Origin of the sequence: Enterobacter sp. SECR19-1250, from assembly GCF_013391025.1 — a bacterium.
Taxonomy (GTDB): domain Bacteria; phylum Pseudomonadota; class Gammaproteobacteria; order Enterobacterales; family Enterobacteriaceae; genus Enterobacter; species Enterobacter cloacae.
Genome location: NZ_JACASJ010000032.1, coordinates 32,155 through 45,521 on the forward strand (window position 1 = coordinate 32,155; position 13,367 = coordinate 45,521).

General features: G+C 58.7%; 10 protein-coding genes. 8 read left to right on the top strand and 2 right to left on the bottom strand.

Features of this window, described 5'->3' with window-relative positions; translation table 11 throughout:
* Positions 1-1,718: efflux RND transporter permease subunit (locus HX884_RS27200; protein ID WP_256737125.1), on the top strand; the 1,718-nt coding region annotated here is incomplete at its 5' end.
* Here the strand turns inward: HX884_RS27200 and HX884_RS10700 are convergent.
* The gene (locus HX884_RS10700) at positions 1,669-2,790 is read right to left on the bottom strand and encodes a YbdK family carboxylate-amine ligase (RefSeq protein ID WP_023620415.1); all 1,122 of its coding nucleotides are present in this window, start codon (positions 2,788-2,790) and stop codon (positions 1,669-1,671) included. The genes HX884_RS27200 and HX884_RS10700 overlap by 50 nt on opposite strands.
* A 105-nt stretch (positions 2,791-2,895) precedes the next feature.
* Between HX884_RS10700 and HX884_RS10705 the strand changes: the two genes are divergently transcribed.
* Complete coding sequence (locus HX884_RS10705) at positions 2,896-3,786, top strand: oxidoreductase (RefSeq protein ID WP_178328131.1); 891 nt, start codon at positions 2,896-2,898, stop codon at positions 3,784-3,786.
* On the opposite strand, the gene HX884_RS10710 is transcribed toward HX884_RS10705, so the two are convergent.
* A complete protein-coding gene (locus HX884_RS10710) occupies positions 3,783-4,577 on the bottom strand; it encodes a helix-turn-helix domain-containing protein (RefSeq protein WP_038981066.1) in 795 nt (264 codons plus the stop codon). The genes HX884_RS10705 and HX884_RS10710 overlap by 4 nt on opposite strands.
* Before the next feature lie 76 nt (positions 4,578-4,653).
* On the opposite strand from HX884_RS10710, the gene HX884_RS10715 reads away from it, so the two are divergent.
* The 6 genes from HX884_RS10715 to HX884_RS10740 all read left to right on the top strand — a co-directional run bounded on the left by HX884_RS10715 (position 4,654) and on the right by HX884_RS10740 (position 13,021).
* Positions 4,654-6,630, top strand: a complete 1,977-nt coding sequence (locus tag HX884_RS10715) for an FUSC family protein (protein WP_178328132.1) — start codon at positions 4,654-4,656, stop codon at positions 6,628-6,630.
* Positions 6,620-6,835 carry a DUF1656 domain-containing protein gene (locus HX884_RS10720; protein WP_029882597.1) on the top strand — a complete coding sequence of 72 codons (216 nt, stop codon included), beginning with the start codon at positions 6,620-6,622 and terminating at the stop codon, positions 6,833-6,835. The genes HX884_RS10715 and HX884_RS10720 overlap by 11 nt, the downstream gene beginning before the upstream one ends.
* Positions 6,832-7,695 carry an HlyD family secretion protein gene (locus tag HX884_RS10725; RefSeq protein WP_178328133.1) on the top strand — a complete coding sequence of 288 codons (864 nt, stop codon included), beginning with the start codon at positions 6,832-6,834 and terminating at the stop codon, positions 7,693-7,695. Before HX884_RS10720 ends, HX884_RS10725 begins: the two co-directional genes overlap by 4 nt.
* A 72-nt stretch (positions 7,696-7,767) precedes the next feature.
* Positions 7,768-8,205, top strand: a complete 438-nt coding sequence (locus HX884_RS10730; RefSeq protein WP_108453285.1) for a DcrB-related protein — start codon at positions 7,768-7,770, stop codon at positions 8,203-8,205.
* Between the two features lie 17 nt (positions 8,206-8,222).
* Positions 8,223-12,461 carry an RHS repeat-associated core domain-containing protein gene (locus tag HX884_RS10735; protein ID WP_249166311.1) on the top strand — a complete coding sequence of 1,413 codons (4,239 nt, stop codon included), beginning with the start codon at positions 8,223-8,225 and terminating at the stop codon, positions 12,459-12,461.
* A complete protein-coding gene (locus tag HX884_RS10740) occupies positions 12,455-13,021 on the top strand; it encodes a hypothetical protein (RefSeq protein WP_178328134.1) in 567 nt (188 codons plus the stop codon). Before HX884_RS10735 ends, HX884_RS10740 begins: the two co-directional genes overlap by 7 nt.
* Positions 13,022-13,367 lie beyond the last annotated feature (346 nt).

A 13,367-nucleotide genomic window follows, 5' to 3' on the forward strand; every position in this document is an offset into this window, starting at 1 on the left:
CGCTCTCCACCGCCGTAACGCTCTCAAGCCTGGTGGCGCTGACGCTGACACCCGCGCTGTGTGCGCTGCTGCTGCGTCCGCGTCCGGCGCAGCCCGCGGCGATTTTCCGCGGCTTCAACCGGGGGCTGGAGGCCACGCGTAGCCTCTACTCCCGCATGGTGAGTATATTCACCCTTCGTCCGTGGCTGGCACTGCTGGCCACCGCAGGCGCGGCGGCTGTGGTGGTGTTCAGCTTTATGTCGATGCCTAAAGGCTTCCTGCCGCAGGAAGATCAGGGCTACTTCTTCGCCAGCGTTCAGTTGCCGGAAGCGGCCTCGCTGGAGCGCACCGAGGCGGTGATGGCTACGGCACGCGAATTAATTGCTAAACATCCGGCGGTGGAAGACGTGATTCAGGTCTCCGGGTTTAATATCCTCAACGGCACCAGCGCCTCCAACGGCGGGTTTATCTCCATCATGCTGAAGGACTGGAGCGAGCGTCCGCCGCTGGATGAAGTGATGGGTACCCTTCAGCGCCAGCTGCTGACGCTGCCGGAAGCAACCATCATGACCTTTGCCCCGCCGACGCTGCCGGGGCTGGGCAATGCTTCCGGCTTCGACCTGCGTATTCAGGCGCAGGCGGGGCAGAGCCCGGCGGAGCTGGAGCGCATCACCCGCGAGGTGCTGGTAAAAGCCAACCAGCATCCGCAGCTGAGCCGCGTATTCACCACCTGGAGCAGCAACGTGCCGCAGCTGACGCTGACCGTTGACCGCGAGCGCGCGGCGCGTCTCGACGTACCGGTGTCACGCATCTTCAGCAGCCTGCAAACCGCATTTGGCGGCACGCGTGCCGGCGATTTCAGCGTCAACAACCGCGTCTACCATGTGGTGATGCAAAATGAGATGCAGTGGCGCGAGCGCGCCGGGCAAATCAGCGAGCTGTTTGTGCGCAGCAACAACGGTGAGCGGGTGCGCCTGAGTAATCTCGTGACCATCACGCCCACCGTTGGCGCGCCGTTCCTGCAGCAGTACAACCAGTTTCCGTCGGTGTCGGTGAGCGGTTCCGCGGCGGAAGGGGTGAGCAGCAGCACTGCGATGGCGGCGATGGGCGACATTCTGGCGCAGAGCCTGCCCGCCGGGTACGACTACGCCTGGAGCGGCATGTCGTACCAGGAGCAGCAGACCGGCAATCAGGCGATATGGATTGTGCTGGCGGCGGTGGTGATGGCGTGGCTGTTCCTCGTCGCCCAGTACGAGAGCTGGACGCTTCCGGCGAGCGTAATGCTTTCGGTGCTGTTCGCCATCGGCGGGGCGCTGGTCTGGCTGTGGATAGCCGGCTACGCCAACGACGTGTATGTGCAGATTGGCCTGGTGTTGCTGATAGCCCTTGCTGCCAAGAACGCGATCCTTATCGTCGAGTTTGCCCGCGCGCGGCGCATGGAGGGGATAACAATTGTCGATGCGGCTCGCGAGGGGGCATCACGCCGCTTCCGTGCGGTAATGATGACGGCGGTATCGTTCATCATTGGCGTCCTGCCAATGATGCTGGCGACCGGGGCGGGTGCCCAAAGTCGTCGCATCATTGGTACTACGGTATTCAGCGGTATGCTGGTGGCGACCGTGGTGGGGATCCTGTTCATCCCCGCACTGTTCGTGCTGTTCCAGCGCCTGCGCGAGTGGGGGCACAGCCTTACGGACTCGTCGCCCACAGCTCGCAGTGCTTCTGAACCAGAGAAATAAGCGAGCCGCCGTCGGCGATAAAGTCCCGCATGCGCTGCGCCTCGCTCTTGCCCTGCTTTAACAGCAGGGCAAGTTCCTTAATCGCGCTCGTCGCGCCGAGTTTCTCGGCCGATGGCGCAACCTGCTCCAGCAGCCAGGCAAGATCTTCCGCCACCGTCTTATGCTCGCCGGTATGCACGTCCGTCAGTATGCCCTCAAGCCCGTAGCGACACGCCTGAAAACGGTTAAAGCGATACAGCAGAAAATCCCTCTCCTGATGCTTATACGGCCGGGTGGTCAGCAGCCAGTGGGATGTCGCCTGGATCAGCCCGGCGATATTGATCGCATGGCCGAGCGTCAGCGGCGTATCCATCACCCGCACCTCAACGGTGCCAAAATGTGGGCTGGGGCGGATGTCCCAGTGCAGATCTTTAATGCTGTCGATCATGCTGGTTGAGCTCAGGCGGCGAAACAGCCCCTCGAACTCCTGCCAGTTGTTGACCCACGGCATCTGCCCGTTATCCGGGAACCCGGAAAAGATGTTGAGTCGCGAGGAGGCGAACTTCGTGTCCGTGCCCTGCATGTAGGGTGATGCGGCGGCCAGGGCGATAAAGTGCGGGACAAAGCGTGACAGGCCATGCAGCAGATAAATCGCGTCATCGCCGGTCCGGCACCCGACATGCACGTGCTGGCCAAACACCGTCGCCTGTAAAATCAGATAGCCAAAGCGCTCCAGCGTGATGTTGTAGCGCTCGTCATCGCACACCTCCTGCCGCTGCCACTTCTGGAACGGATGCGTCCCGCCGCCGCAGATCTGAATATGATGCTCCGCCGCCGCCCGCAAAATGCTCTGCTGCATCATGGAGAACTGTGCCGCCGCCTGATCGATGTTCTGGCACACGCCGGTGGCAATCTCAAGCATGCTTTCGGTGATATCGTGTTTAACTTCACCGCCTTTGATGTCGTCTTTAACGGCGGCGATAAGCGCGGAAGAGTCCTGGCTCAGATCGTATCCCGGTGGGTTAACCACCTGCAGCTCGAGTTCGATGCCAAGGGTATAGGGTTCAGAGGATTTGAAATCGGGTAAAGGCATGGCGCACTCCGTTGTCTGTCGTGTGTTGAGTATAGACAACGACGTGGCGCTCACTTTTTACAGTGGTATAACTGTTAGCAGGCTTAGCGAAAAGGGGAGTTAACCATGTCTGACAATCCAGTGATTGCGCTGATTGGTCCTGGTGCAATTGGTACCACTATCGCCGCGGTGCTACATGACGCTGGCCGCACGCCGCAGTTGTGCGGACGCACTGCACATCCTGAACTGCTTCTGCGCGACGACGAAGGTGAAACGGTCGTGCCGGGTCCGGTATTAACCGACCCGTCCGTCGTCACGCGTCCCGCCGATCTGGTTTTTGTGGCGGTAAAAACGACGCAGAACGCCGACAGCGCCGGGTGGCTGCGCGCCCTGTGCGATGAAAACACGGTGGTCTGCGCCCTGCAAAACGGCGTGGAGCAGAAAGCCCAGTTGGAGCCGTGGGTTAATGGCGCAACGGTGCTGCCGTCGGTGGTCTGGTTCCCGGCGCAGCGTGAGCCGGATGCCTCCGTCTGGCTGCGCGCCAAACCGCGCCTGACGCTGCCGGACGTTCCGCAGGCAAAACGGGTGGTAGACGCGTTGCAGGGCACACGCTGTGCGGTTGAGCTGTCGGCTGATTTCGCCACTGTCGCCTGGCGCAAGCTGCTGCAAAACGCGGTGGCCGGGCTAATGGTGCTGGCCAACCGTCGTGCCGGGATGTTTTCGCGCGAGGACATCAGCGCGCTGGGGCTGGCGTATCTGCGCGAAGGCCTTACTGTCGCCCGTGCCGAGGGGGCAGCGCTCAATGATGACGTTGCGCAGGAGATCCTGGCGAACTTCCAGCGCGCCCCGGCCGATTTAGGCACCTCGATCCTTGCCGACCGTCAGGCCAACCGCCCACTGGAGTGGGATATCCGCAACGGCGTAATCCAGCGCTATGGCCGCGCGCACGGTATTCCGGTGCCCATCAGCGATGTGATAGTGCCGCTGCTGGCGGCGGGGAGCGAGGGGCCGGGCTAACGGCCGCTGTTTTTCCGTTCGGCAAAGTAGTGCGCGGGCGTGGTGCCCATCGCTTTGCGAAACATGGTGATAAACGCATTCACGGATTCATACCCGAGTTTTGTTGCCACATTCTGCACCGGGGCACCGCTCGCCAGCTCCTGCAGGGCGATAATCAGGTGCAGCTGCTGCCGCCATCGCCCAAAGCTCAGCCCGGTCTCGCGCTGCATCAGACGCGCAAAGGATCGTTCGCTGAGCGCCAGCCGTTTGGCCCAGTCTTTCAGGGTGCTTCTGTCCTCAGGGTGGCTGACCAGCGCGTCGGCCATCGCGCGTATTTTGGGATGCGCCGAAACCGGCAGGCTCAGCTTTTGCTGCGGCATGCTGGTCAGTTCATCAAGTGTTACCCGGGTGAGTCTTGCCGCGTGGCTGTCCGGCGGATAATCAACCTCTTCGCGGGTTAAACGGTCAACCAGTTCCTTAATCAACGGCGAAATCGCCAGGATACAGCATCGCGCCGGGAGCGCCGCCGCACCGGGCTCAATAAACAGATAGTTGAGATGGGCGTTCCAGGTCGCTTTAGCACTATGCGGAATGCCGCCGGGGATCCAGACCGCGCAGTCTGGCGGCACGATCCAGATATCGTTTTCCGCATAACAACTGACCGCGCCATAGCGGGCAATAATCAGCTGCCCCTTGCGGTGGGTGTGTACCGGCACTTCTGCAGCGTAGTCCACGAAGTCCAGATGACGCGCCACGGCAGGAGAGGCTGTGGCGTCAGGGTCATAGAGCGTATTAGCAAGTTGAGGTTTCATGTTTATGGCAATATTTAGGTATTTTTTGACAGAATAGAGTATTTAAGCGCGCTGACAAGCCGGTAATAATCCCGGCATGAACATCCTCATCTCTCGTTATTTACCAGCCGCACTGCAAAGCGATGCCCGCGCGCTGCTCTATTCCGCAAGGACATTTGCCGCCGCGATGCTGGCATATTACATTGCGCTGTCGATCGGTCTCGACCGCCCCTCATGGGCCATTATTACCGTTTACATTGTGTCGCAGACGTCGGTGGGGGCATCGCTCAGCAGGAGCCTTTACCGTCTGGCCGGAACCGTAACGGGGGCCTTTGCCACCGTGCTGATCGTGCCCACCTTCGCAAATATGCCGATGGTTTGCAGCGTGGTGCTGACGGGGTGGATCACGTTCTGTCTCTGGTTATCCCTGCTGGAGCGCACGCCCCGGGCCTATGCCTTTGTGCTGGCAGGTTACACCGCGAGCCTGATTGGTTTCCCGGCGGTCTCTGAGCCCGGTGCGATTTTTAACATCGCCGTCGTTCGGGTGCAGGAGATTGCGATTGGTATCTTCTGCGCGGCGGTGATTCACCGCTATGTATTGCCTGCGCGTATCTCCGCGCAGTTCAACAGCGCCTTATCGCAGACGCTGCGCACCGCACGCGAGCGGGTAGCCGACACGTTAGCGGGCAAACCCGGTACGGTGACGTCGCCCCTGCATTTTGCGCTGTCGCTGCAGTTCCTGCAGGGAATGAGCCATCATATCACGTACGATTTCGCCCTTGCCGTTCCGGTACGCCAGGCCCGAAAAGCCATTCATGACCGGCTGGCGCGGTTGATTATGGTGAACTGTGAACTGCGTGACCGCTTACCCCTGACGGCGACAATGCCCGCTGAACTGCAAACCGTGCTGGACGATGTCCAGGCCTGGCTTGCCTGTGACGATGAAGAACAACGAAAACAGCTGGCAGACGCCCTCATTAAGCGTTGCCAGCAGGTCGCTGAGCGCGATGCTTCTCGGGCGCGGAGCCTGAAAGAGGCGGAGCGGGCAAGTTTTACCCGTTATCTGACGGAGGCCGTGCTTCTTTTGCAACAGTGCGATCGTCTTTCAGATGCGATCCACCACAGCCAGTTTGCGTCCGATCGCGTACAGAGCAGCGCGATCAAAGGCTACGTCTTCCACCGCGATCCGCTTACCGCCGCGCGCACGGCGCTGGGGGCGTTCGTCATCATCCTGAGCGGTTGTCTGGTCTGGATTTACTCCGCCTGGCCCGACGGCGGCACGGCAGTTTCGATCCTCGGTGTCTGCTGCACGCTGTTCGGCAGCTTCGACACCCCGGCACCGCACCTCGTGAAATACATCATCGGCAGCATATGGGGCGTAGTGATAAGCCTGCTCTATAGTTTTGCGCTACTTCCACAGGTGAGTGATTTCACCGTGCTGGTGGCGGTACTTGCGCCAGCGTATCTGCTGGCCGGGTCGCTGCAGGCGCGCCCACCCACCACCTTTATGGCGATGGGGATCACCCTCACGCTGCCGGTGCTATCGGAGCTAAGCGCGCGCTACAGCGGCGATTTCGCCGGGGCGCTAAACACCGCCATTGCTCTCTTTTTCGCGACCGGTTTTGCCGTCATCAGCATGAGCCTGCTGCAAACCGTGCAGGCCGATGCCGCCATCAACCGGCTGCTGAGGGTGTGCCAGCGCGATATCCGCCGCAGCGTGAAAGGAAAAATGCAGAGCGATGAAACCCACTGGATCAATCTGATGATCGACAGGGCGGCCCTGTTACTGCCGCGTTTGCCGCGCAGTGGGCACGCTACCGAACAGGCGCTTAACCGACTGCTGCACGCGCTGCGGATTGGCCTCTCGGTGCGACACCTCCGCCGTACTGATATGCCGCCGGAGATTAACACGCTGCTTTATCAACTGACGACGTCAGACACCGCCGCCTTACGTGAACGCCTCGCCGCCGCCATTGGCTGCCGTTTGCCTGCGGCTGATGAACAAACGCGGCAGGTTATCGGCAGGCTGGTGGATCTTCACTGCGCATTACGGGGGCCGGACGATGGTCAATGATCTCAATGTCGGGGGCGTATTGATCCCCGGGTTACTGATGGTGGCGCTCGTGGCACTGGTCTGCACGCTGCTTCTCATACCGCTTTTCTCTCTCAGCAGGCTTTACCGCCGTTTGCCGTGTCGCCCGCTGATGGATGTTTCAACCTGGATCGTCACCTTCTACCTGCTCATGCAGGGGTTAACCGCGTTGGGGTTATTGATATGAAAGCATTACTTTCTCTGCTGGGCCGTTATGCGCTGACGCTCAGCGCCGTTGCGGCGGCAACGTGTCTGGCGTTTATCTTGTGGAAACATTACGCCCAGACCCCATGGACCCGCGACGGACGCGTGCGGGCGGATGTGGTGCAGATAGCGCCGGACGTCTCCGGGCCGGTTATCAGCGTGGCGGTGCGGGATAATCAGTGGGTAAACCAGGGTGATGTGCTCTACAGCATCGATCCGCGCTGGCTCAAACTCGCGGTGGTCAGCGCGCAGGCGGATGTGGAGTCAAAACGCCATGAGATGCTGATGCGCCAGGATGCCGCCCGGCGACGCACGCAGATTAAGGACGCCATCTCCCGCGAGGATTTGCAGCAAACTGGCAGTGCGGCGAACGTCGCGGCAGCCAATTATCATGGCGCACTTGCCGCGCTGGCGCTGGCCGAGCTTAATCTGGCTCACGCCACCGTTCGCTCGCCAGTCTCGGGATACGTCACGCATCTGCGGCTTCGCCCTGGCGATTATGCGACAGCGGGGGAGACAAAGGTGTCCATCGTTGATGCCCACAGCTTTTGGGTGGTGGGATATTTTGAAGAGACCAAACTGCGCCATATCCGCGTGGGGGATAGCGCGCAGGTGGCGCTGATGGGTTATGACCCTGTACTCACGGGGCACGTAGAGAGCATCGGTCATGGGATTGGCGATAACAACGACGAGACCGGCGGGCTGGGTCTGCCCGACGTGGAGCCCACCTTCAGCTGGGTGCGGCTGGCGCAGCGCGTACCGGTGCGCATTCATATCGACACCTTACCGAAGGGGGTTGAGCTGGTGGCGGGCCTGTCGGCGAGCGTGGCGGTGGGACAATAATCTGGGGATAGTCAGCCTTAAACACATATGCGAAACTTACCGCTTCTGAAAAAATGTGGTGGGACCCGCTCAATGTCAGAATCATCTTCGCAGTGCCTGTTTAATGAAGGAATGATCGCTTTTCCTGAGGGCTATCAGGATCGTACCGTCAATGTCTTCGCGCCGCCTGCAGCGGATGCGCCAGCATTCAACATCTCCCGTGATACCCTCAACTCCGGCGAAGCGCTTGCCGCGTATATCGATCGCCAGCTCGCCCTGATGGAAAAACATCTCAAGGGCTGGAAGCAGGGTGAACGCAGTGCCGCAACGCTCGGCGACGGCCTTTTGCAGGGTGAAATTGTCCACGCCAGCTATCTGCGCGACGGGAAACGCATCTGGCAGCAGCAGGCCGTGTTTAATGCCGAGGGCGATAACATTCTGGTGTTCACCATGACCTGCACCCGTACGCTGGGCGATACGGACTGCGCGCTGTTCGGCGATCTTCTCAGGAGCTTTCGCTTCCACCATTAACACCAAGGATAGTCGTTATGTTTGAAGCTGCACGCGTTGGTGATGATATCGGCCACTCCGGTGCGCTGGCCGGGATGATTGCCGGAACGATTGTCGGTGGCCTGATTGCCGCCGCCGGGGGCATTCTGGCGGGGGCGATGTTTATTGCCGGTCTAGGCGCATCCTGCCTTGGCGTGGGTGTGCTGCTCGTCGGCGCAAGCCTGGCCGTGGGGTATTACACCGGGGAGCTGGCGACCGCCGCCCGGGACAGTATCGCCGATGCCGGGGCATCCAGTATGACGAAGAAAGGCGTCATCACCTCCGGCTCGCCCAATGTGTTTATCAACAGCAAACCCGCCGCCATCGCGACGGACAGCGCGGTGAAGTGCTCGGACGATGGCTCGCAGCAGATGGCCGAAGGCTCTAAGCGCGTCTCGATTAACAGCCAGCCTGCGTCCCGCATCGGGGATCGCACCACCTGCGACGCGAAGGTGATGACCGGCTCGGACAACGTCTTCATCGGCGGCGATCCGCAGCAAACCCTGCCCATTCAGTCTGAAGTGCCCGAGTGGCTCTATAAAGTCTCCGATCTTACCCTGCTGTTCGCCGGGCTTCTCGGCGGCTGGGGCGGTGCGGCCGGCAAAGTCGGGGCGCTCTCTAAGCTGCTGGGCAAAATCCCTGGGATCAATAAGCTGGCCCGTATCGCCTGCCGCGCCGGCACGCTGATGACCGGCGTAGCGGCCGCGGGGATCATCGCCCGTCCGGTGGATATCGTCAGCGGACAGAAATTTCTCAGCGGGGATGATGAGCTCGATTTTGTTCTGCCGTCGCGCTTGCCGGTGCGCTGGCAGCGCTACTGGCGCAGCGGCAACCCCGGCGACAGCGTGCTGGGCCGCGGCTGGAGCCTGTTCTGGGAAAGCCGCCTGGAGCCCTATCAGGACGGGCTGGTGTGGCGTGCGCCGTCCGGCGATTACATTGCCTTCCCGAACGTGCCGAAAGGGATGCGCACCTACTGCGAGAGCGAAAAAAACTGGCTTGAACATCACCATGACGACAGCTGGTCGGTGTATGACGTCAGCGGCGAGCGCTGGCACTATGCGCCGCTGCAGGATGACGCACCGTCACTGCTTCAGCGCATCTCAGAACCTTGCGGCAACGATATTCTCTTCGAGTGGAATGAGGATAATACTCTGCATGCCCTGACCGACAGCGCGGGCCAGCGCGTGGTCTGCCGCTACGACCGTGACAGGCTTGCCAGCGCCTGGCTGGATGACGAGATTTGCCTGGTCAGTTACGCTTATGATGAACAGCGCCAGCTGGTCTGCGTGACCGGCCGGGGCGGTAGCGTGCGCCGACGCTTCCGCTGGCAGGACGGGCTGATGAGTGCCCACGAGGACGCCAACGGCCTGCTGAGCGAATACCGCTGGCGGGAGATTGACGGTCTGCCGCGCGTGGTCGGTTTCCGCCACAGCGGTGGCGAACAGCTGACGTTTGAATACGATTTTGATAACGGCATCCGTCGCGCCATTCGTGATGATGGTGCGCAGGCGCACTGGCTGATTGACGACGACGACAACGTCGCGCGCTTCACGGATTACGACGGCCGCCAGACGACGTTTGTCTACCGCGACGGCGAGCTCAGCGATGTCATTCTGCCCGGCGGTGCGATGCGCTGCAGTACCTGGGATAAGTATGGCCGCATGACCAGTGAGACGGACCCGGCGGGCCGTCGCACAGAATATTACTGGTATCGTCTGACCGATCGCATCACCCGGACGGTCTACCCGGACGGTACTTCATCGCAGGCGATGTACGACCTTCGCGGTCGTCTGCTGTCGGAAACGGATCCGGCCGGTAACGCCACCGCGTATCACTATCCCGATGAGGAAGAGAACCTGCCGGAGAGCATCACCGATGCCCTCGGCGGCGTGGTACGTCTGGTCTGGAACATCCAGGGGCTGCTGACACAGCGCACCGATTGCTCCGGCAGCGTGACCCGTTTCAGTTACGACCGTTTCGGGCAGCTGATTGCCAGCGAGGATGCGGAAGGGAATATCACGCGTCGGGAGTGGAACAACGCGGGGCTGCTGAGTGCCGTGATCCATCCGGACGGCAGCCGCGAGTCGCTGGTGTGGAACGAACGCGGCCAGCTCACGGGCTGGCGCGACCCGCTGGAAAGCGAGGTAAGCTGGGCCTATAACGCGCTCGGTCTCCCGGTCAGCCTCACCGATCGTATTGGCCGCGTGCGCCAGTGGCGCTACGACCCGCGCGGTAACCTGCTGCGACTCGATAACGGCAACGGGGCGGAATACCGCTTCACCTATGACGCCGTGGGCCGCCCGCTCAGCGAAACGCGCCCGGACGAGACCGTGCGCCATATGGAATGGGATGCGCGAGGGTTCCTCTGCGCGCTCGAAGAAAACGGCCGACCTGCCGCCGACGGCGGCATCGCCCGTCGCGTCCAGCAGTTCAGCTATGACGACAGCGGGCTGCTGATCGGGCGAACTCAGCGCCACGCGGAGTACCGCTACGTCCGCGACCTGAGCGGCCAGATCACCCGCATCCGTCGCACCCCAACAGCCGAAGGCGTTGCCCTGGGTATCGAAAGCGATGAGATTGCATACCGCCATGATGCCGCCGGGCGCGTGCTGAGCGAATCCGGCATTAACGGCGCAGTGGGCTATGAATGGGATGCCCTGAGCAACCTGACCGGCCTGACGCTGCCCGGCGAGCAAAAGCTGGCCTGGCTGCACTATGGCTCCGGCCATGTCAGCGCCATCCGCTTCGGGCAGCAGTTGGTGACCGAGTTCACCCGCGACCGCCTGCACAGGGAAATTCGCCGCACCCAGGGCGCGCGCGAGCAGCTCCGCCAGTATGACAGCCTTGGCAGACGTACCCTGCAGCGCAGTGAGCTGAGTACGGAGGTGACCCTGCCGGAGCAGGCGATACTGGAACGTCTGTATCGCTACACCGCACGCGGTGAGCTTTCTGGCGTTAGCGACACCCTGCGCGGTGAGGTGGATTACGGCTACGACGCCGAAGGGCGTCTGCTGAAGCACTACGAGGCCCGACAGGGGCACAGCCGCGCGCAGTTCAGCTATGACGCCGCGGATAACCTCGCCGCCAATGACGATGCGGTACCGGTCACGGATAACCGCCTGCAGCACTGGCAGGCGCTGTTTATGAAATACGACCACTGGGGCAACCTGGTCAGCCGCCGCAACGGACTGTATGAACAGCATTATGCGTATGACGCCGAGAACCGGCTGGTATCCGCCCGCGGAACCGGGCCGGAAGGGCGGTTTGAGGCGCGCTATCACTACGACGCGCTGGGCCGCCGTACCCGCAAAATCGTCACCACCGCGCACGGCACCACCGAAACGCGCTTCCTGTGGCAGGGCTACCGCCTGTTGCAGGAGCAGCAGCAAACCGGATTGTGCAGTACATATATTTATGACCCGAATGAAGCCTGGAGCCCGCTGGCGCGGGTGGATCATCTCCGAGACCAGAGCAGCGGTGAGATTTACTGGTTCAACACCGACCTGAACGGCGCGCCGCTGGAGGTGACCGACGAACGTGGTGCGGTACGCTGGAGCGGCCAGTACGGCAGCTTTGGCGAGGTGCGCCATCAGAGCGAAGGGTTCTCACGGGTTGTGAATCGCACAGCGATGGCGCATCAACCGCTTCGCTATGCAGGGCAGTACGCTGACGGTGAAACGGGGCTGCACTATAACCTGTTCCGCTACTACGACCCGCAGGTCGGGCGGTTTATTGTGCAGGATCCGATTGGGTTGAATGGCGGGTGGAACCTTTATCAGTATGCGCCGAATCCGTTGGGGTGGATTGATCCGCTGGGTTTAATAAATGAATTTGGAATCGCAGGCTATGGAAGCCCCGTCCATGCAAAAGATGGTTTAACTGCACATGAATTATTACAAAATGCATGGCTAAGAAATAATGGCATAATAAAAGGTAGAATGTCTGGTATCGCAACTACCAACCCAGCGATAGCTTTACAAGAAAATGCTATGCATAAAACAATATCTAAATTACAGGCCAAATATGGATTGCATAATCCTAATGTATTAAAAAACCAGACCGCATTGCAGAATATAAACAGGAATACTGCAATTACTCGAAGGGGTATTTACGAAGACTTAGTGAACAACAGAGGTTGGGAACGTCAAAACGCTAAGAAGTTTGCCACTGAAACGGCAATGAAACTTAGAGAAGATTCTATTGGGTTTGCAAGAAAAAATGGGTTAACAAAATGTTAAAATCTAATCTGATCGCTAAAATAAGTACCCTCCCTGATGGTGATATCATTGGGCGGATTGGTGGAAATATCCCTGAATTCTCTTTAGATAAACTTGATGATATTCAGGGTTATAAGTTTTATTTGACAGTTCAGAATCCTGATGATGGACATGAGTATATTACGATACTTACTCCTGAAGGATATGATGATATGATTGATAACAATATATACCCTAATTGTTCCGTAAAAGTTATTACGCATACTTTTTCTGATGAAAGCAATAATGATGCATTTACGATAAAACACATTAATAAGGCAGCTATTGTTGGGTATGATAAAGTTGAAAGTGAAGAGTTTGATTTTATCACTAAAACTGAAGAAGCAAGGTTAATACAATCGGAAGACTATTATTTTGATTCATTGCAAAAGGATGGTTATAAATTCTTCATGCAAATAGATGAAGATTATTATCCAGATGCATTGCTTGATGGTGATTACATCTTTGGTTACGGTGCTTTGTATTTGTATAAAAAAATATCCGGCGGAAATATTATAGCTGGTTTTTGGCAGTACTCGTAAAGACAAGTGATTAATATAAGCCGGATTAATATTAATTATTCCGGCTTATATAATATAGATGATGTTTTTATGCGGAATGAATTTTTTCTTGATTTTTTACTTACGTCTATAAAATTTCTCTAATTAATAATGGTGTTATTGTCAGGCGTCAGGAAAAGAAATTTTATATAATTTAATAATACTTACGCGCCCGTGTTTAAAATTCTAACTCCGCCAAAATGTTAATGTTTAAAGCTACATAGTTTCAATTGGTTAAGAATGTAATTCGATATGCACAACAGAGTATTGTTGCCGTCATTCCGCAGCTAATTCCAGAATTTAAATAGCGTGATCTGGCGATCAGTTT